This window comes from Streptomyces sp. NPDC093225, from assembly GCF_044753805.1.
Taxonomy (GTDB): domain Bacteria; phylum Actinomycetota; class Actinomycetes; order Streptomycetales; family Streptomycetaceae; genus Streptomyces.
In genome coordinates this window covers 27,239-46,311 of the sequence record NZ_JBIVNX010000014.1, presented here as the reverse complement: position 1 = coordinate 46,311, position 19,073 = coordinate 27,239, and the positions used below count along the sequence as shown (strand labels likewise).

Below are 19,073 nucleotides of genomic sequence, written 5' to 3'. Positions count from 1 at the left end.
GGGAACGGAGCGGAGGGGGAGGCGGGGTCATCGGGCACTCCGGATCAGCGAAGGGTACGGGGGGCGGGCGGCGTCGGCGGTCGGGCCCCCGGCCCGGTCCGTCCTGGCCCGGTCCGTCCTGGCCCGGTCCGTCCTGGCCCGGTCCGTCCTGGCCCGGTCCGTCCCGGCCCGGTCCGGCTGGGCCGGGACCGCACCGGGTCGGGCCAGGGCGGCGACGGCGTTGGCGATGATCCGCTCGCCCGCCCCGCCGGCCATCGACATGAGGGACTCGGGGTGGAACTGCACTGCGGCGAGAGGGAGTTCGCGGTGCTCCACGGCCATCACCACACCGTCGTCCGTGGCGGCCGTGACCTTCAGCCCGGCCGGCACCTGCTCGGGCCGGACGTACAGCGAGTGGTAGCGGCCCACCGCCAGCCGCGACGGCAGTCCGGCGAACAACGCCCCCGCGTCGGGCGCCAGGGTGATCGTCGACGGCTTGCCGTGCACCGGCCGCTCCAGGGTGCCCAGCCGCCCGCCGAAGTACTCGACCAGCCCCTGCAGCCCCAGGCACACCCCGAACACCGGCAGTTCCCGCTCCCGCGCGGCGTCCAGCAGCGCGGCCATGCCGAAGTCGGCCGGGCGCCCGGGGCCGGGGGAGAGCACGAGCAGGTCGGGGCGCAGCTCGTCGAGCAGGGCGGGCGGGAACCCGGCCCGGTAGGTGGTGACCTCGGCCCCGGTCCGGCGCAGGAAGTCGGCGAGGGTGTGCACGAAGGAGTCCTGGTGGTCCACCAGCAGGACCCGGGCGGGACGCCCCCGCGGGACCCCGGCGGCCGCACCCTCGGCGGGCCGGCCGCCCGCCGCGCCGGCCGGGCCCTCGGAGGCCGTGCCACCGGCCGGCTCCAGGACCTCCAGCAGGGCCTTCGCCTTCAGCCGCGTCTCGCGCTCCTCCGCCTCCGGATCGGAGTCGTACAGCAGGGTGGCGCCGGCGCGCACGGAGGCGACGCCGTCCCGGTAGTGGACGGTGCGCAGGGTCAGCGCCGTCTCCAGGCCCCCGTCGAAGCCGATCCGGCCCACCGCGCCCCCGTACCAGCGCCGCGGGCTGCGCTCGTGGCGCTCGACGAAGGCGATCGCCGCCCGCTTCGGCGCCCCGGTGACCGTGACGGCCCACATGTGGGAGACGAACGCGTCCAGCGCGTCCCGGTCCGGCCGCAGCCGCCCCCGCACGTGGTCCACGGTGTGGATGAGGGTGGCGTACAGCTCGATGTGGCGGCGCGCCAGCACCTCAACGGTGCCGGGCAGGCAGACCCGTGCCTTGTCGTTGCGGTCCACGTCGGTGCACATCGTCAGCTCGGACTCCTCCTTGGCCGAGCCGAGCAGCTCCCGCACCCGCTGCGCGTCCTCCAGGGCGTCCGCGCCGCGGGCGATGGTCCCGCTGATCGGGCAGGACTCGACCGTCCCGGCCGCGGCGTCCACCCGGACGAACATCTCCGGCGAGGCGCCGACCAGGTGCTCTCCCTCGGCGAGGTTCATCAGCAGCCCGTACGGGGCCGGGTTGCGGGCGCGCAGCCGCCGGAACGCCGCCACCGGCGGGGTGTCGGCCCGGCGGTGGAAGACCTGTCCGGGAACGGCTTCGAACAGGTCCCCGGCGCGGAAGCGCTCCTGGGCCCGCCGCACCAGCGCGGCGTAGGCCCCCGGTTCGTGGTCGCCCGCGGCGGGCGGATCGGCGGGCGGGGCCGCCTCGGCCGGCGGGTTCGTACGGGGCAGGCAGTGGCTGGACCGGCCGCGGTACTCGAACTCGTAGCGGTGCAGGGTCCCCGCCCCGGTGTGCGGGTCCCGCTCCAGCACCGTGTCGGGCAGGTGCAGGACGGCCGTGCGCTCGCGCGGGTCGCGCTCCTGGTGCCGGGGCACCGGGTCGAAGTCGAGGACGAGGTCGTAGCCGAAGGCCCCGTACAGTCCCCACACCCGATCGTGCGGGCTGGCCAGCGCGGCCACGACCGCGCGCAGCGCGGCGAACAGCGAGGCGCGCCGGGTGCGGTCCTCCTCGGGGGCCCCGGCCGCCGGGGCGTCCCGGTCGGGGTCGGGAAGGTCGGCGACGAGGTGGTGGGCGCCCTGCCGCTCGACCGGGAACAGCGGCTCCAGCGCGTCGCCGAGGGCGTCGAGCAGGATCAGGCCGCGGTCGTTGAGGGCGGCCAGCTCCAGGCGGCCGGCGCGCAGGGTGACTTCCAGCGGCGGGTCGGCATGGCCGAGGTCGTACGGGCGATAGCGGCCCGGCTGCTCGGTGCGGCCGGAGAGCAGCAGGCCGCGGCGGCGGCCGAGCCGCGATTCCAGGTCGGCCAGCGCCTCCTGGGCGCCGCGCGGGTCCAGCGGTTGGGAAGTGCGCGTGACGCGGAGCCCGCCGGGGGTCGGCCACGAGTGCACGGACAGGGTCATGGGAGCGACGGTCCTTGGAAGAGAGCGGAAAGGAAGGGAAAGGCGGGACGGGCCTCAGCGGGCGGTCCGGTCGCGTGCGTCGTGACGGGCCACGACGCGGTCCACGAAGAGGCCGGCGGCGCCCGTGTACCGCTCGGGCCGGCACAGCGCGTGCAACGCGGCGGCGTCGAACCGGCCCTCGGGGTGCGGCCGTTCGGCCAGCAGCTCGGCCAGTACGTCGGCCAGGTGCCGGCCGTCGGCCGCCGCCCGCGCGCCGGCCCGGCCGACGACGGCCCTGGCCTCGGCGCGCCCGAGGTCGGCCGCCAGCACCGCGGCCAGCCGTTCGGAGACCACCAGGCCCCGGGTGAGACGGAGGTTGGCGGCCATCCGGTCCTCGTGGACCACGAGACCCTCGGCCAGCTCGGCGGCCGTGCGGGCCGCGCCGCCCACCAACCGCAGGCATTCCCGCAGCGGCTGCCACTCGGCGTGCCAGGCCCCGGCCGGCCGCTCGTCGTCCACCACCGCGGTGTGCGCGAGCGTCGCCAGCATCGAGGGCACCTGGTAGGCGGCCGAGCGGACCAGGGCGGACAGTGCCGGATTGCGCTTGTGGGGCATGGCCGAGGAGGCGCCCCGGCCGGGCGCGCCGGGCTCGCTCAGCTCCCCGGTCTCGGTGCGCGCGAGCAGCTGTACGTCGGCCGCCACGGTGCCCAGGGCGGTGGCCGCCCCGCACAGCGCCGCCGCCAGCCCGAGCAGCGGCGTACGGACCGACTGCCACGGCACCAGCGGGTTCGCCAGCCCCAGCCGGGCGGCCACCAGGGCCGGCAGCCGGGCGGCGAACTCGCCGTGCGCCGGCACCTGCGGGACGCCGCCCGCACGCGACGCCAGTGCCGCGTACTCGAGGTAGCCGGCCATCGTGCCGGCGGCGCCCCCGAGCTGTACGGGCAGCCCGGCGGCGTGCAGGTCCCGCAGCCGGTCGGCCGCGTCCAGCACGCCCTGCAGCCAGCCCGCGGCCTTGAGCCCGAAGGTGGTGGGCACGGCGTGCTGGCCGAGCGTCCGGGCGGGCATCACCGTGTCGCGGTGCCGGACGGCCAGGTCGCGCAGGGCCGCGGCGGTGCGGTCCAGGTCGATCAGCAGTGGCTCCAGGGCGCGCGAGGCCACCAGCATCAGCGCGGTGTCCAGCACGTCCTGACTGGTGGAGCCCTGGTGGACGTAGTGCGCCGCGGCCGGGTCCAGCGCGGCCACCCGGTCGGCGAGCACGCCCACCAGCGCCACGACCGGATTGGCGGACTCCCGGCCCCGGCGGGCCAGTTCGGGCAGGTCGAAGTCCTCGGCCCGGGTCGCCGCGCGGATCGCCCGGCCGGCCTCGGCCGGGACGCTGCCCAGGCGCACCTGGGCCAGCGCGAGCGCGGCCTCCACGTCGAGCATCGCCTGCAGGCAGGCGGTGTCGCTCGTCGCGGCCTCGGCCGCGGTGCCCGCCCGCACGGGGGAGAGCAGTCCCACGTCGCCGTACGCGTTCATCGGCCCCCCTGCCCACGGCCACCGGCGACCAGTGCGCACGGAACGGGCACGGGATCCGGCCCCACCGCCGGCCGCCCCGGCAGGGAGGCGGCGGCGGGCCCCGGTGCCGCCACGGCTGCGCGCACCGGCCCCGCGGCGACCACCGCGGCACCGTCACCCCCACGGTCGCTCCCACGGTCACCCCCACCGGCGCTACCGCCGGCGGAGACGCCGTCGCCACCCCCGGCCCGCCCCGTACCCGACGGCGCCAGCACCGCGAGGGCGATGGCGTCGGCGTCGGCGAGCGTCACGGAGTTGACCCCGGGCCGCACCCCCGCCGCCGTGACCCAGTGGACCCCCTCCGTCGGCACGCCGTACGCGAACCGGCGCGGATGCGCCCGCCCCGCGGCGTCCAGGACGCGGTAGGGGCGCCCGGTGACGGCCAGCCCGCCGGTCTCGTACCCCGCCCCCTGCGGGCCGGGTACCACGTACGGCCGGCAGCCGCCCGCCCCGCGCAGCGAGACCAGCAGCGGATCGGTGCTCGTGCGCAGGTCGGGGGCCGGGAGCCGGGCCTCGACGAGCGCGGTGGCCCGCACGGCCGAGCCCGCCACCCGCGGCGAGGAGACGGTGAAGGCGCCGGCGGCGGCGTCGGCGGTCACCTCCATCTGCGGACCCACGACGTCCACGACGCCGGCCTCGATCAGCGCGACCAGCTCCTCGATGCGCTGCGCGGGCGGCCCGATCGACAGGAACGCGTTCAGCGGGGTGTACCAGCGCTCCAGGTCGTCGCGGTGGGACCGGCCGGTCAGCCCGCCGTGGTCGACCAGCAGCCGGATCTCGTTGCGCAGGTCGCGCAGGGCGTCCAGGGCGGCCTTCAGCGGGCCGCTCACGTTCCCGGCCGCCGCGGCCGCCACGTCGGCCCGCAGGACGCCCAGCAGCCACCGGCGGTGCGCCCCGGGGTCGTCGAACGACCGGTCCGCCGCGGGGTCGGCCAGCCGCGCCCAGTCCCAGCGGTCGGCCTCGGTGACGCCGAACCCGGCCAGCACGCGGGCCTCCTCGGCCGAGCCGTGCGGCACCGGCAGGAAGGCCCGCCGCAGGCGCGCGGCCTCGCACCCGCAGGACCGCCCGGCCAGCAGCGCCGCGTAGTAGACCGTCTCCACCTCCTTGGCGACCAGCGGCCACACCTCGCGGGCGAAGTCCAGGCCGCCGGCCGCGGCCCGCTCCCGGAGTCGCGCCACCCGCTCGGCGGTGAGCACCAGCGGCTCGTGCCGGCCGTGCGCGCCCTTCTCGTTGCGGCCCCGGCTGTGGTACGGCAGCCCGCGCCGGGACGAGGCGTACAGCCGCGGTTCGCGCCCCGACGGCACGTACACCAGCCGGCCGAGGCGGCGCTCGAACCGGCCGCCGCGCCCGACGGTCAGCAGCGCCATGTGGTCGAAGAAGTTCAGCCCGAGGCCGCGCAGGGCGACCGCCTCGCCCGGCCGGATCCCGGACAGGTCCGCGTCGGCCGGATTGCCGGGGGCCAGGTACGTCAGTCCGTGGGCGGCGGCGAAGGCGCCCAGCTCCCGTTCCCGGCCGGTGGGCCGGGCGGCGCCGTGGCCCTGCGCCAGTACCACCGCGTCCAGCCCGGTGAGCACGGTGCCGTCGTCCAGGGTGACGCGCTGGCGGCCGCCGGGCCCGTCGTCGACCGACGTCGCGGTGGCGGGGTGCACCACGATCCGCACGCGCGCGGGCGCGGTGGCGACGATCCGCCGGAACGCCCAGGTCAGGTAGTGGCCGTAGAAGGCGCGGCTGGGGTAGGAGTCCGGGGTCAGGGCCCGGGCCTCGGCCAGGACCTCCGCCTCGTAGTCCTCCAACGGGCCCATCAGCACGAGGTAGTTGGCCCACTCGTACAGGCTCGGCCCGGGGGAGAGCCGGCCGGCCATGTCCACGCTCGCGTCGGTGAACACCGTCACCTGCGAGGCGATGGTGTTCATCAGCAGCAGCCGGGACTGGTCCGTGCGCCACACGGCGCCGGCGCCCGGCGGGTGCGGGTCGGCCACGTGCACGGTCACACCGGTGACCGCCCCGCCCGCGGGGGCGTTCGCGCACAGCCGCTCCAGCACGGCGAGGCCCCGGGGCCCGGCTCCTACGATGCAGACCTCAAGGTGTCCGTCTCTCACGTGTCTCTCCGTGTCACGGGGATCATCGGGGTGCTCACACACCGAGATCGCGGCCGATGATCTCTTTCATGATTTCGTTCGTGCCGCCGTAGATCGGGTGCACGCGGTTGTCCACGAAGGCCCGGGCCACCGGCGTCTCGCGCATGTAGCCGTAGCCGCCGTGCAGTTGCACGCACCGGTCCAGCACGCGGCGCTGGACGTCGGTGGCCCACCACTTCGCCTTGGCGGCGTCGACCGCTGACAGCCGGCCGGCGTTGAGCTCGCCGATCGCCCGGTCGACGTACGTACGCGTCACGTCCAGCTCGGTGGCCATCTCGGCCAGCTCGAACCGGTTGTGCTGGAACGAACCGACCGGCCTGCCGAAGGCCGTCCGGGTGCGGCAGTACTCCAGCGTCTGCTCCAGCGCCGTCTCCGCCGCGGCCACCGCGTACGCGGCGATGCCCAGGCGCTCGCGCGGCAGGTTGTCGGACAGGTGCAGGAACGCCCGCCCGGGGGTGCCCAGGACGTTCGCCACCGGGACGCGCACCTCGTCGAAGAACAGCTCGGCGGTGTCCTGCGCCCGCATGCCGATCTTGTCGAGCTTCGGGCCGCGCGTGAAGCCCGGCATGCCGGCCTCGACCACCAGCAGGGTCAGCCCCCGCGCCCCCGAACCGGGGCCGGTGCGCGCCACGACCAGGACCAGGTCGGCGTGGATGCCGTTGGTGATGAAGGTCTTCGAGCCGCTGAGCACGTACGCGTCGCCGTCGCGGCGGGCGCTGGTGCGCACGGCCTGCAGGTCGCTGCCCGCACCCGGCTCGGTCATGGCGATCGCGGTGACGAGGTCGCCGGAGCAGAAGCCGGGCAGCCAGCGCCGGCACTGCTCCGGGTCGGCCAGCTCCAGCAGGTAGGGGGCCACCACGTCGTTGTGCAGGGCGAAGCCGACGCCCGTGGCGCCGACCCGCATCAGCTCCTCGCTGATGATGACCTGGTAGCGGAAGTCGGCCGTGCCGCCGCCGCCCCACTCGACGGGGACGTCGATCCCGAGCAGGCCCAGGGCGCCGGCCTTGCGCCAGACCTCGCGGTCCACCAGCCCCGCCCGCTCCCAGGCGGCGTGGTGCGGGGCGATCTCCTTCTCGACGAAGGCGCGGACCGTGGCGCGGAAGGCACGGTGCTCGTCGTGCAGTTCGCCCTCACGCACCGGGCACCCCCTGCGGACGGTGCAGGATCTGTTCGACGCGGCCGGTGCTGACGGTGCGGCCGTCCTGCGCGAAGGCGACCTCGACGACGGCCAGGCGGGTGGTGCAGAGCGACAGTTCGGCGCGCACCTCGACCGGGCCGGGGCGCAGCGGCGCGTGGTACGTGACGTTCAGGTCCGAGGTGAGGAAGCGCGTGCCGTCGGGCAGGGCGGAGAGCATCACCAGACCGGCGAAGTGGTCGACCAGGCAGGCGATCCAGCCGCCGAAGACCACGTTCGGGGTGAGGGTGAGGGGTTCCTCGAAGCGGGTGGAGCACGTGACGCGGCCGGCGGCGAACCCGGTGGCCGGCGGCAGGCGCAGGGTCCCGGCGGCGGCGGGGCCGGGGACCGAGCCGTCGGCGAGCCCGGCGAGCAGCCGGCGGCCCTCGGTGGACAGGCCCGGGGCGGCCATGCCGCGCAGCTGCGCGGGGACGGCGGCCACGGGGGCGGGGGGAACGGGCATGGGTGTTCCTTCGAAAAGAGGTACGGAGGCGGGGGCGGGGGCGCAGGGGTCCGCCGCGCGCAGCGGGCGCGGCGGACCCGGGACCCGTACGGGACCGGCGTCGGAGGCCGACCCGGGGGCCGTCAGATGCCGAGCTGCAGGCCGCTCCGGCCCAGGTCGACGACCTGGGCGATGTCGGCCCGCCGCTCCTCCAGCTCGCGCCGGGTCAGCGCGTCCACGGCGGCCTTGTCGTCGAGCTCGCGCAGCGCCGCCTCGTCGACCTCGGAGAAGCCGAGGACGCCCATCTTCCGCAGGCCCTCCTGGACGCGCGGCCCGAACATCCCGATCTCCTTCAGGCCCGGCACGATCCGCATGAACACCAGCCGGCGGAACTCGCGCTTGGCCGGCGACCGGCGGGCCGCCTTGACGGCCTCCTCCCCGTAGCCGAGGGTCTGCCAGATGTCGTCGTCCACGTACCGGTCGCGCAGCGCCCAGCAGCCCTCGACGACGAAGTCCTCCCGCTCGCGGATCTCGGCCGTGCTCAGCTGCGGGTAGAAGTCGCGCAGCACCAGCCGGCCGAACGCCACGTGCCGGGCCTCGTCGCGGGCGACGTACGCGCTGAACGCCCTGGCGAGCGGGTCCTGGAGGCGCTCGCGGTGGACGCCGAAGGTGGCCAGTCCCATGTTCTCGATCAGGATGTGCGCGGCGAGCACCGCGAAGTCCCAGCGCGGCTCCTTCATGGCGTGCTCGAACATGGCGCTGATCGACGGCGACAGCCCGTACCGAAGGCCGATCTTGGAGTGCAGGAAGCGGTTGAAGCCCTCGACGTGCCGGGCCTCGTCCACGATCTGGGTGGCCGCGAACAGCTTCGAGTCGAGCTCGTCGACGGCCAGCAGGATCTTGCCGCAGCCCACCAGCGCGGCCTGCTCGGCGTGCAGGAACTGGGAGTACAGCCAGCCGCTGGTGTGCCGGCGGACCACCGCCCGGTCGGACTCCGGCAGCCGCTCCCACAGCGGGGAGCCGGCGATGGAGACGAACTCGTCCGGCAGGCCCAGCGGGTTGTCCGGGTCCACCTCGTGGTCCCAGTCGAGCCGGTCCTCCATGTCCCACTGGCGCTGCTTGCCCTGGGTGTACAGGCGCAGCATGCGCTCGTTGCGCTCGTCGTAGTTCCAGGAGATGACGGCGTCCCCCTGGACGGGCACGATCCACTCGCCGGCCAGGGCGGTGAGCACCTCGGGCCTGGTGTAGTCGGTGGTGCTCACGCGGCGGACTCCTTCACGGGGGTCGAGGGCCCGGCGGCGCCGTCCGCGCCACCGGTGGTCAGGGTCAGGGCCAGCTCCCGCAGCCGGACCCGCAGGGCCTTTCCGGAGGGGTTGCGCGGGATGCTCTCCACCGGCAGGAAGTGGCTCGGGCGCTTGTAGGCGGCCAGGCCGGCCACGCACCGGTCGAGGAGGTCGAGCGGGTCGAAGGCGTGGCCCTCGGCGGACTGCACGAAGGCGACGGGCGTCTGGCCCCACACCGGGGACGGCAGCGGTACGACGACCACGTCGGCGACCTGCGGGGAGCGGCGCAGCACGTGCTCGATCTCGGCGGGGTAGACGTTCTGCCCGCCGCGCAGGATCAGGTCGTTGCGGCGGTCGACCACCCAGACGCGGCCGTCCGGACCGCTGCAGCACAGGTCGCGGGTGTTGAGCCAGCCGTCGGCCAGCACTTCGGCGGACGCCCCGGGGTTCTTCCAGTACCCCTGCATCAGCCCGTCGCCGGAGAGCCGCAGCTCGCCGACCTCGCCGGTCGGGACCTCCTGCCCGTCCGGTCCGGTGAGGCGGACGCGGGTGCCCAGCATGGGCGTGCCCAGGCACACCGCTCCCGGCAGCGGTGCCGGGCCCGGTTCCTCGTCGGGGCGCAGGGTGAGGGCGGGGCCGCCGCCCTCGGTGATGCCGTACACGGTCTGCAGGTCCGCGCCCAGCCGCTGCCGGGCCTCGCGGGCGAGGTCCTCGGGCATGGGCGCGGCGCCGTGCAGCAGCAGGCGCAGCCGGCCCAGGTCCGCGCCGGCCAGCCCCTTGGCGTCGAGCAGCAGCCGCACCATGGACGGGACGAGGAAGGCGTGTTCGACGCCCCAGTCCTGGAGCGCGGTCAGGCAGCCCTGCGGGGTGAAGCGGTCCATCACGCACACCGTGCCCCCCGCGGCCAGGTGGTCGAGGGCGATGACCATGCTGCCGTGGAACAGCGGGCCCGCGTTCAGGAACACGGTGCCGGGCTCCGGGCGTACGTCGGCCAGCCAGGACAGGGCGTTGAGCTGCAGGGAGCGCTGGGTGACCACGACGCCCTTGGCGCGGCCGGTGGTGGCGGAGGTGTGCAGGATCGCGACGGGGGCGCCGAGTTCCGCGCCCTCGTCCGGCCGGGTCCGGGGTGCCTCGTCCGCCGGGAGCCCTGCGAGCCCGGTGATGTCGAGCACCGGCAGATCCCCGCCGGGCCCGGCGGTCAGCCGGCCGAGCCGGTCCGCCTGGGCGGGGTCGGCCACGGCCAGCACGGGTTCGACCGACTCGATGACGTCGGACAGTTCGCGGTCGGTCAGGGCCGGGTTGACGGGGCAGGCGACCAGGCCCGCCAGACCGCAGGCCAGATAGGTCTCCAGGACCTCGACGCGGTTGCCGGAGGCGACCAGTACCCGGCTGCCGGGCCCGCCGGCACCGCGCAGCCGGGCGGCCAGGGCCGACACCTCGCGGTGCAGCTGGCGCCAGGTCAGGTCGCGGCGTACGTCGCGCAGGGCGAGGGCCTCCGGCCGGCGGGCGAGGCCGCGTTCCAGCAGATGCCGAAGCCACATCTCAACGTGCTCCTTCCGGTGCGGGTGCGGGTGCGGGGTCCGGGTCGGGGGCGGTGGTGCCGAGCAGCCCGGCGACGGCGCGGACGCTCGTCAGGCAGGCCAGCTCCGCGTCGTCCAGCGGCCGCCCGAGTAGGTCCTCGCAGGCCAACGCCACGCGGATGAGTTCGCCGGAGTTCACTCCGGCCCCGACCAGGTCGTCCTCGTCGGCCACCCGGTCGAGCAGGCCGGGGTGGTCCAGGTGGCGGCGCACCAGCTCGCGCGCGGTGTTCACGGGGTCCTCCGGGGGCGGGCGCTGACGCCGGCCATCGCCCAGTACGGGGCGGGCTCGCCGTCGAAGTAGACGAGGGGTTCGGCGTCGTCGGTGACGCACGGCATCAGCCGGTTGAAACGGCTGCCGCGGCAGGCCGCGGCGAACTCGGGCGACTCCTTGACGCCGCGTTCGTCGCCGACTGTGGCCACGAACGCGAAGACGGGGTCGAGGGACTTGGCCACGCCGTCCTCGACGACCTCGCACCAGGCGTGGTCGCTGCCGAACAGGCCCAGCAGGTACCCGCGGCGCGCCCGGGCCTCGAAGCCCTCCGCGCGCAGCCGCTCCGCCAGCAGGCGGGAGGCCACGATGCAGTCGACGACCCCCAGTTCCCACGCCCGGCCGTGGTCGGCGCGCAGGGCCTCGGGCACGGTCTGGTAGACGACCTCGCGGGCGGCGAGCGGGCCGACCACGTCGTCCCAGGCCGCGAGGACGCGCCGGTCGCGGACCTCGTGGCGGGCGCCGTCGAGGCGTACCTCGGACCGGTAGCCGCCGGCCAGCAGCGGGGCGTCGAAGGCGGGCGAGAGCCCGGTCACGCCGGGGGCGGCGAAGTCCGGGACGCGGGTGGTCACGGCGGGCAGGCCGGCGCCGTCCGCCGCTCCGCCGGAGCGCTCGCCGCCGCCGGCGGTCCGGGCCGGGTGGACGCCCACCTCCCACTCGCGCGGCTCGAACCAGCCGTGCGCGGCCGAGCCGGCGAACCGCATCAGGAAGCGCAGGCCCAGTTCGGGGACGGTCTGGCCGGTCCCGCAGAACATCCCGACGTTCATGACGTCGTCGTAGTCGAACAGCGGGCCGAGCTCCGGGTCGTCGCGGTGCGGCAGGCCGGCCCCGGCCAGCCGCAGGACCTGCTCGGGCGTCGCCCGCAGGGCCTGCGCCGCGGTGTGCGCCGAGGTCTCGTACCGGGCGAGGTCGGCCGGCACGGTGGTGAACCGGCCCAGGGCGCGCAGCAGCGCGTCGGGTGCCGCGGTCTCCACGCTCATGCGGTGTCCTCCTCCACCAGGCCGGCCACGAACGCGGCGAGGTCGCCGACGGTGGCGGTCTCGAAGAGGAAGTCGTCGGGGATGGCGATACCGAGCTCGTCCTCGATCTCCGTGATGGCGCGCAGGGCCTTGACGGACTCGATGCCGGGGATGGCGGCCAGGGGCTTCGCGGTGTCGATGGACGCCGGCCGGGCGCCCGAGTGGGCGGCCAGGGCCCGTACGACGACGTCCAGCACGGCGCCGGGGACGGTGGCGGTGGCGGTGGCGGTGGCGGTGGCGGTGGTGGAGGGGGAGGCGGGGGCCGTGGTGTCGGCGAGGGTCATGACGCGATTCCTTCCAGGGTGGCGGCGGCCGTACGGGCAGCCGTGGTGGTGGGGGCGGCGGCGCGGGCGGCCGCCGCGGGGCCGGCCGGCGGGGCCGCCGGCCGGGGGCTTGCGGTGCCGGTCCGGGGGGCGTTACCGGTCGTGGCGGCGGTCGCGGTCGCGGTCGCGGTCTCGGCCCCGGTCCCGGTGTCCGTCCCGCTCTCGGCGCCGGCCCCGGCGAGGTGGGCGCGGTAGAGGTCCGCCGCGCCGGAGCGCTTGACCTTCCCCGAGCTCGTGAAGGGCAGGGCCGAGGTGGGGACCGGGACGACGTCCACGGCGCCCAGACCCAGGTGCTCGGCGAGGCGGGCGGCGATCGCCCGCCCGACGGCGGCGGCCGCCGCGCGGTCGAGCCTCGTCTCCCACAGCACGACCATGCGTTCCTCCGCGCCCTCGTCGTCGGCGGCTCCCCAGGCGAACGCGGCGCACTGGCGGCCCGCGCCCGGAGTGGCCTTGACGATCTCCTCGACGTCCTCGGCGTAGTAGTTGTGGCCGCGGACCACGGCCATGGCCTTGAGGCGACCCAGGAGGTGCAGCTCGCCCTCGTGCAGGAAGCCGACGTCCCCGGTGCGCAGCCAGCCGTCCGGGGTGAACGGCTGGGCCGCCGTGGGCAGTCCGAGGTAGCCGGCCGTCACGGGCGCGCCCGTGATCTGGACCTCGCCGGCGGTGTCCGCCGGCAGCGCCGCGCCCTCGGGCGTGCCGATCCGCACCCGGACGCCGGCCACCGGCCGCCCGCAGGAGACGACCGTGCGGGTGCCGGCACCGGGCTCCGCTGCGTAGCGCAGCCGGTCGCCGAGGCCCACGTGGTCGCGGTCGACGTGCACGCTGCGGTAGGGCGAGCGGGGCGCGCCCGTGGAGACCATCAGCGTGGCTTCCGCCATCCCGTAGTTGGGCTGCACCACCTGCGGCCCGAGCCCGTGCGGGGCGAAGGCGTCGCGGAAGGCGTGCAGGCTGGTGAGTCGCACCGGCTCCGATCCGTTGCCGCCGTACCGCCAGCGCGACAGGTCCAGGCCCGCCGGCACGCCGTCGCGGGCCGCCGCGGCGACGAGGTAGTCGTAGAAGAAGTTGGGCGCGGGCGTCATGGTGGCCCCGCAGGCGGCGAACTCCGACAGCCACGCCAGCGGCCGGCGCACGAAGTCGCCCGGCTCCCACAGGTGCACGGAGGAGCCCCGGCGCAGCGCGTTGAGCAGGCTGAACAGGCCCATGTCGTGGAACAGCGGCAGCCACTGGCCCAGCACGTCGTCCGGCGCCCAGCCGGTGCCCGCCGCGATGACGTCCAGCCCCGCGGCCGCGTTGTCGTGGCTCACCAGGACGCCCTTGGGCGCCGACGTGCTGCCGGAGGTGTACTGGACGACGGCCGGCCGCGCGCCGCCCCCGGTCAGGCCCGGCAGCGCCGCCCGCTCGGCCGGCGGCTGCGCGATGTCGACGAACCGGACCGCCGGGACGGCCCCGGCCACGCGGGAGACGATCCGCCGGCCGACGCTGCCGTCGACCAGCATCACCTCCAGCCCGGCGTCGTCGGCGATCCGCCGGACGTGCTCGGCGTACGCGTCCGCGCCGCCGAAGGCCACCGGCAGCGCCAGCGGCACGGCCGCCGCGTCCAGCCGGAACGCGGCCAGCAGACCGCGCACCCACGGCTCGCCGTTGGCCATCAACAGCCCCACACGGGTGGGCCGTACGCCGTCCAGCGCCGCCAGCACCGCGCCCGCGGTGCGCTCGGCCCGGGCCAGCAGCTGCGGGCCGGAGACCGGCTCGGTGCGCCGGCGCGGCGTGTGCAGCAGGGTGTCCTCGCGCAGGGACCGCTCCAGCAGGGTCCACAGGTGCACCACGGCTCAGGCCCCCTTCGGGGCGGTCGAGGTCGCGGCCGCGGCCGCGAGGGGGGCCGGGCGGGCCGCGCCGACGCGCCGGGCGAGCCGCTCGCGCAGCACCGAGCGGCGCACCTTGTACGAGCCGGTGACCGGCACCGCCTCCCAGTCCCAGAACCGCACCTCCACGTCGGGGAGCCCGGCCTCCGCCGCCGCCGCGTGGAAGCGGCCGGCGTCCGGAGCGGAGCCCGGCCGGGGGCAGGCGACCGCCAGCAGCGCGCCGTCCCCGGACTGGATGAGCACCAGTTCCACCAGCTCGGGCAGCGCCTCCAGCAGATGGTCCTCCTTCTCCAGGAGGCTGCCCACGCCGTCGATGTGGTCGACGACCCGGTCGAGCAGCTCCAGGGAGCCGTCGGGCAGGATCCGGCCGATGTCGCCCATCGGCCACCAGGCGTCGTCCGCCGGCATCGGACCGCCGCCGACGTAGCCGCGCATGCGGCCCATCGACCGGGTCTCGATCCGGCCGGCGGTGCCCACCGGCAGTTCGCCGCCGGTCTCGTCGACGACGCGCATCTCGAAGCCGCCGCCGGCGTGGCCGACGTTGCGCGGGGAGTAGTCCGCGGACTCCTCGCGGGTGACGATCCGCAGGCAGATCGGACCCGTCTCGGTCTGCCCGTACGCCTGGAAGTAGTGGGCGCCGGGCCGCTCGGAGGCGGCCAGCAGGGACCGCACCGTGCGCGGGTGCATCGCGTCGAAGGTGCTGATGAACCGTTCCACCGGGGCCAGCGGCCGGTCCGGGTCCTCGGCCAGCGGCTCCCACTGGATGTACATGTTGGGGTGGGTCTCCAGCGACGTCGGCCGGTGCTCCAGCAGCAGGCGCTTGACGTGGGCGGGGTCCGGATCGGCGATGGCCAGCGACGGCATCCCGATCTCCAGGGAGGCGAGCGTGCCGGCGCAGGTGCGGGCGTGCACGAACGACAGGTGCTTGGCGTTCAGGTCCGTCAGCGAGTACTGGTCGCGGAAGATCATGATCATCGGGGCGACCATCCCGAACAGTGAACGCGTCGAGTGCGCACACATCTTCGGCGCACCGGTGGTGCCGGAGGAGTGGGTGATGACGAACCACTCGTCCTCGTCGCGCGGGTCGGCCGTGTGCGCGGAACGCTCCAGCGCCGGAACCACCCAGGAGTGCTCGCTCTCACCCAGCGAGAGCACCCGGCGGGTGAGCTGCCCGAGCGCGTGGCGGGCCGCGCCGAGCCGGTCGAGCCCGGTCCGGTCGACCAGCAGGTACGGCCGCTCCAGCCGGGCCAGGCACTCGAGCAGCTCGCCCGGCTCCATGGCGGACGACAACAGGGCCGGCAGGGCACCGATCCGGCCGAGCGCGCACATCACGCCCTCGACCTCGATGTGGTTGCGCTGCACGACGGCGACCACGTCGCCGCGGCGGATCCCGGCCGCCCAGAAGCGGTCGGCGTAGTCCTCCACCGCACGGGCGAAGTCGGCGACGGTCGCCACGGTGCCGTCGAAGGCGTTCCAGCCGCTGTCCGACAGGAAGGGCGTGTCCGGGAACTTCTCGGCCGCGATCTCGGGCAGCAGGCCCAACGGGGCCGTGGGGCGCGGCACCGCGTCGAGCTGGAGGGCGGAGACATCAGGCATGCGGAATCCTCTGGTGAACCTGGCGATGGGGAAGGTCGGGCGGCTGCGGCACCCTGCGGTGCGGCCCGCTCCCGGTGGCGCGGTCCGCGCCCCGGTCGGCAGCCGGGCGGTGTGTGGGCCCGGGCCTGCTCGCTCCGACACCAGACAAGAGCCGCCCCGCCCCCGGTCGCACTCCATCGAATTCCGAGAAGTTTCCGGAGCCCTCGATTCCGGCCCTGGGGCGGCGGACGCGGTGGCCCCGCGCGCGCCCTCCGCCGTCCGTGTCCCGCAGGGAGTACGGGCGCCCGTCCACCCCTCTGTGAGGTGACACCCCCCGTGACGGAAGAGAGACCAGCGATGGCCGCGCCGCCTCCGACAGCCCCCCGCACCCCCTGCCCCCGGTCCTGTCCCGACCGGGCCCGGACCGGCTCCCGCGCCGCGGTCGCGGGCCGGGCGGCCCGCGCGAGCCGGCCGTGAGCTCCGCACACGAGCCCGAGCTCGATCCCGTCCGCCGCATGCGCGTGATGGCCGCCGCACTGCCGCTGCACTGCCATGCCGAAGCCTTCCTCGAGGCCCCGTTCGTCGACGTGTGGGCCGTGGCCGGCGACCCGGAGGGCGGGCTGCCCCGCCTCCTTCCCGGCCTGCGCCGACTCGTCCTCGTCGACGGACCCTGGCCGCACCAGCGCGCCCGCGCCCACGGCCCGTGGGGCCGCGTCGTCGAGGCGGACGTCCTGCGCCAGCCGGGCTGGTGCCTGATGCAGAGCGAGCGCACCTTCCTCGGCCTGGCCGCCGTACCGCAGGACCACGGCACCCGGTTCGGCTTCTTCGCCGGTCCCCGGACCGCCCGGAACGCGGCGGCCGGGCACGTCCTGGAGCGGTGCGCGGACCACTACGCCCGCCGCGTCGTCGCCCGGCTCCGGGCGAGCGTGGCCGACGGCCGCGCAGGGCGGCCGGGCCTCGCGGGACCCGATCGGAAATCCGACGGAACCTTCCGCCACCCGCCCGGCTCCTGACCTCCCGGACGGGGCACCGCGAGCCCCCCTTCCCCTGCAACCCACCACACACGCACCGGAGAAACCGTGAAGAACAGGCGCAGCCTCGCCGAGGCGGCCGGACGCTGGAGCGCGAGCCACCGCTGGGCGGCCGTACTGCTCTGGCTGACCTTCGTCGTCGCCGCCACCGTCATCGGGTCGGCCGTGGGCACCGCCGCCCCGACCCCGGCCGAACTGACCAACGGCGAGGCCCGGAGGGCCGAGGAGATCCTGGACCGGGCGGGCTTCGAACTCCCCGCCCACGAGGTGGTCTTCCTCCAGTCCGAGGCCGCCACCGTCGACGACCCGGCCTTCCGGGCGGCGGTGACCGACACCGTCCGCGCCCTGCGCGACAGCGGCCGGACCCAGAACGTCGTCTCCCCGCTCGACCCCGCCGGCCGCCCGGCCGTCTCCGCCGACCGCCGGGCCGCCCTCGTGCAGTTCGACATGCGCTCGGCCACCGTCACCGCCAAGGAGGAGGTGCAGCCGGTCCTCGACGCCGTCGCCCGGGTCGGCAAGGCCCACCCGGGCCTGCGCGTCGAGCAGTTCGGCGAGGCCTCCTTCCAGCACGGCTACGACACCAAGCTCCACGAGGACTACACCGAGGCCGAGAACCTCTCGTTCCCCGTCACCCTGGTCATCCTGCTACTGGCCTTCGGCGCCTTCGTCGCGGCCCTGCTGCCCGTCGTCCTCGCCCTCACCGCGGTCGTCGCGGCAGGCGGCCTGCTCGCCCTGACCAGCCAGATCGCCCACGTCGACCAGAACGGCACGTCGGTGATGTCCCTCATCGGCATCGCCGTCGGCGTCGACTACTCCCTCTTCTACATCCGCCGCTTCCGCGAGGAGCGCGCCCGCGGCCAGGAGGCCCAGGCGGCCGTCGCCGCCGCGGCCGCCACCTCCGGACACTCCGTCGTCGTCTCCGGCCTGACCGTCATCGTCTCCCTCGCCGGCCTGTTCCTGTCCGGCAACGGCATCTTCATCGGCATGGCGGGCGCCACCATCGTCGTCGTGGCCACCGCGGTCCTCGGCTCCGTCACCGTCCTGCCCGCGCTGCTCTCCCTGCTGGGCGACCGCGTGAACACCGGCCGCCTGCCCCGCCTCCGCCGCCGTACGGAGAGCCAGGACCCGACGCCCGCCGCGGGCACCGCCGCGCCGGCCGCCCCCGCGCCGGCCGCCCCCGCGCCCCCGCGCACCGGCCGCGGCTGGAACGCCCTCCTGCGCGGCGTCCTCAAGCGCCCGCTGGTCGCCGTCGTCGTGTTCGGCGGCCTGCTGACCGCCCTGCTCCTGCCCGCCTTCTCCCTGCACACCGGCGAACCGGGCGTCAGCGACCTGCCGACCCGGGCGCTCCCGGCGCTGGGCACGTACGAGCGCATCCAGCAGGCGTTCCCCGGCTCGGCCACCCCCGCCAAGGTCGTCGTCCACAGCACCGACCTCGACGGACCCGAGACCCGCGCGGCCCTCGACCGCTTCCGTGCCGCCGCCGAGAACACCCCCGGCCTGCACGGCCCGGTGACCTTCCGGACCGGCGGCGACGGCACGGTCGCCATCGTCACCGTCGGTCTGGCCGGCACCGGCACCGACGAGGCCTCCGTACGCGCCCTGCACACCCTGCGCGCCACGGTCGTACCCGCCACCCTCGGCACCGTCCGGGGAGCCGACGTGGCCGTCGGCGGCACCACCGCCGCCTCCGTCGACAGCGGCGACCACCTCTCCGACGCCACCGGCCGGGTCGCCGGCTTCGTCCTGGTGTTCACCTTCCTCGTGATGCTCTTCTCCTTCCGCTCGCCCGCCATCGCGGCCGTGACGCTCGTCCTCAACCTGCTCTCGGTCGGGGCCGCCTACGGCGTGGTCGTGCTGGTCTTCCAACACGGCTGGGGCGAGGGCCTGCTGGACTTCACCAGCACCGGGGCCATCGCCTCCTGGGTGCCGCTGTTCCTGTTCGTCTTCCTCTTCGGCCTGTCGATGGACTACCACGTGTTCGTCGTCAGCCGGATCCGCGAGGGCCACGACCGGGGCCTGTCGACCGACCGCGCCATCGAGGAGGGCGTGACCGGGACCGCCGGTGCCGTCACCGGCGCCGCCGTGGTGATGGTCGCCGTCGCGGCGGTCTTCGGCACCCTTCCGCAGTTGTCCATGAAGGAGTCCGGCGTCGGCATGTCCGTGGCCGTCCTCCTCGACGCCACCGTCATCCGCGTCGTGCTGCTGCCCGCCGCCCTCAAGCTCCTCGGCGACCGGATCTGGCACACCCCGCGCCTCCTCCGCAGGCCCCCGGCTCCGCACCCCGCGGCTCCGGAGACCGCCGCCACCGACCCCGAGCGGTCCGCCCGCGACGACCGACGGCCCGTCACCACGGGCGCGTAGCGCCACCCGCACCGAACGAGGAGGCCGCCGGACCCCAGGGGTCCGGCGGCCTCGTGCGTTCCGCCCGCGACC

General features: G+C 75.9%; 14 protein-coding genes. 2 read left to right on the top strand and 12 right to left on the bottom strand.

Going from position 1 to position 19,073, the window contains the following annotated elements; translation table 11 throughout:
* Positions 1-27: 27 nt before the first annotated feature.
* The 12 genes from ACIQCH_RS15450 to ACIQCH_RS15395 all read right to left on the bottom strand — a co-directional run bounded on the left by ACIQCH_RS15450 (position 28) and on the right by ACIQCH_RS15395 (position 15,630).
* Positions 28-2,409, bottom strand: coding sequence for an anthranilate synthase component I (locus ACIQCH_RS15450; RefSeq protein WP_402581176.1), 2,382 nt, complete (start codon positions 2,407-2,409; stop codon positions 28-30).
* A gap of 54 nt (positions 2,410-2,463) precedes the next feature.
* Positions 2,464-3,906 carry a lyase family protein gene (locus tag ACIQCH_RS15445; RefSeq protein ID WP_402581175.1) on the bottom strand — a complete coding sequence of 481 codons (1,443 nt, stop codon included), beginning with the start codon at positions 3,904-3,906 and terminating at the stop codon, positions 2,464-2,466.
* Positions 3,903-6,044, bottom strand: coding sequence for an FAD/NAD(P)-binding protein (locus ACIQCH_RS15440; RefSeq protein WP_402581174.1), 2,142 nt, complete (start codon positions 6,042-6,044; stop codon positions 3,903-3,905). Before ACIQCH_RS15440 ends, ACIQCH_RS15445 begins: the two co-directional genes overlap by 4 nt.
* A gap of 34 nt (positions 6,045-6,078) precedes the next feature.
* Positions 6,079-7,221, bottom strand: coding sequence for an acyl-CoA dehydrogenase family protein (locus ACIQCH_RS15435; RefSeq protein ID WP_402581173.1), 1,143 nt, complete (start codon positions 7,219-7,221; stop codon positions 6,079-6,081).
* Entirely contained in the window at positions 7,214-7,720 is a 507-nt protein-coding gene (locus ACIQCH_RS15430; protein WP_402581172.1) for a PaaI family thioesterase, read from the bottom strand. Before ACIQCH_RS15430 ends, ACIQCH_RS15435 begins: the two co-directional genes overlap by 8 nt.
* A 122-nt stretch (positions 7,721-7,842) precedes the next feature.
* A complete protein-coding gene (locus tag ACIQCH_RS15425; RefSeq protein WP_402581171.1) occupies positions 7,843-8,961 on the bottom strand; it encodes a diiron oxygenase in 1,119 nt (372 codons plus the stop codon).
* On the bottom strand, positions 8,958-10,523 hold the full coding sequence (locus ACIQCH_RS15420) for a class I adenylate-forming enzyme family protein (RefSeq protein WP_402581170.1): 1,566 nt from the start codon (positions 10,521-10,523) through the stop codon (positions 8,958-8,960). The genes ACIQCH_RS15425 and ACIQCH_RS15420 overlap by 4 nt, the downstream gene beginning before the upstream one ends.
* Before the next feature lies 1 nt (position 10,524).
* Positions 10,525-10,794, bottom strand: coding sequence for a phosphopantetheine-binding protein (locus ACIQCH_RS15415; RefSeq protein ID WP_402581169.1), 270 nt, complete (start codon positions 10,792-10,794; stop codon positions 10,525-10,527).
* Positions 10,791-11,810, bottom strand: coding sequence for a hypothetical protein (locus ACIQCH_RS15410; RefSeq protein WP_402581168.1), 1,020 nt, complete (start codon positions 11,808-11,810; stop codon positions 10,791-10,793). Before ACIQCH_RS15410 ends, ACIQCH_RS15415 begins: the two co-directional genes overlap by 4 nt.
* Positions 11,807-12,133: an acyl carrier protein gene (locus ACIQCH_RS15405; RefSeq protein ID WP_402581167.1), complete on the bottom strand. Its 327-nt coding sequence runs from the start codon at positions 12,131-12,133 to the stop codon at positions 11,807-11,809. The genes ACIQCH_RS15410 and ACIQCH_RS15405 overlap by 4 nt, the downstream gene beginning before the upstream one ends.
* The gene (locus ACIQCH_RS15400) at positions 12,130-13,998 is read right to left on the bottom strand and encodes an AMP-binding protein (protein ID WP_402581166.1); all 1,869 of its coding nucleotides are present in this window, start codon (positions 13,996-13,998) and stop codon (positions 12,130-12,132) included. The genes ACIQCH_RS15405 and ACIQCH_RS15400 overlap by 4 nt, the downstream gene beginning before the upstream one ends.
* A gap of 3 nt (positions 13,999-14,001) precedes the next feature.
* Positions 14,002-15,630: a class I adenylate-forming enzyme family protein gene (locus ACIQCH_RS15395; protein ID WP_402581165.1), complete on the bottom strand. Its 1,629-nt coding sequence runs from the start codon at positions 15,628-15,630 to the stop codon at positions 14,002-14,004.
* A gap of 452 nt (positions 15,631-16,082) precedes the next feature.
* Here ACIQCH_RS15395 and ACIQCH_RS15390 point away from each other — a divergent pair, with 452 nt between their 5' ends.
* Together ACIQCH_RS15390 and ACIQCH_RS15385 are read left to right on the top strand one after the other, a co-directional pair.
* Positions 16,083-16,622, top strand: coding sequence for a hypothetical protein (locus ACIQCH_RS15390; RefSeq protein WP_402581164.1), 540 nt, complete (start codon positions 16,083-16,085; stop codon positions 16,620-16,622).
* A gap of 66 nt (positions 16,623-16,688) precedes the next feature.
* Positions 16,689-19,001: an MMPL family transporter gene (locus ACIQCH_RS15385; protein WP_402581163.1), complete on the top strand. Its 2,313-nt coding sequence runs from the start codon at positions 16,689-16,691 to the stop codon at positions 18,999-19,001.
* Positions 19,002-19,073 lie beyond the last annotated feature (72 nt).

Bases quoted from the DNA above. Each gene is read 5' to 3' on its own strand.
- ACIQCH_RS15450 (WP_402581176.1), bottom strand. From the start codon at position 2,409: ATGACCCTGTCCGTGCACTCGTGGCCGACCCCCGGCGGGCTCCGCGTC.
- ACIQCH_RS15420 (WP_402581170.1), bottom strand. From the start codon at position 10,523: ATGTGGCTTCGGCATCTGCTGGAACGCGGCCTCGCCCGCCGGCCGGAG.
- ACIQCH_RS15410 (WP_402581168.1), bottom strand. From the start codon at position 11,810: ATGAGCGTGGAGACCGCGGCACCCGACGCGCTGCTGCGCGCCCTGGGC.
- ACIQCH_RS15430 (WP_402581172.1), bottom strand. From the start codon at position 7,720: ATGCCCGTTCCCCCCGCCCCCGTGGCCGCCGTCCCCGCGCAGCTGCGC.
- ACIQCH_RS15405 (WP_402581167.1), bottom strand. From the start codon at position 12,133: ATGACCCTCGCCGACACCACGGCCCCCGCCTCCCCCTCCACCACCGCC.
- ACIQCH_RS15395 (WP_402581165.1), bottom strand. From the start codon at position 15,630: ATGCCTGATGTCTCCGCCCTCCAGCTCGACGCGGTGCCGCGCCCCACG.
- ACIQCH_RS15445 (WP_402581175.1), bottom strand. From the start codon at position 3,906: ATGAACGCGTACGGCGACGTGGGACTGCTCTCCCCCGTGCGGGCGGGC.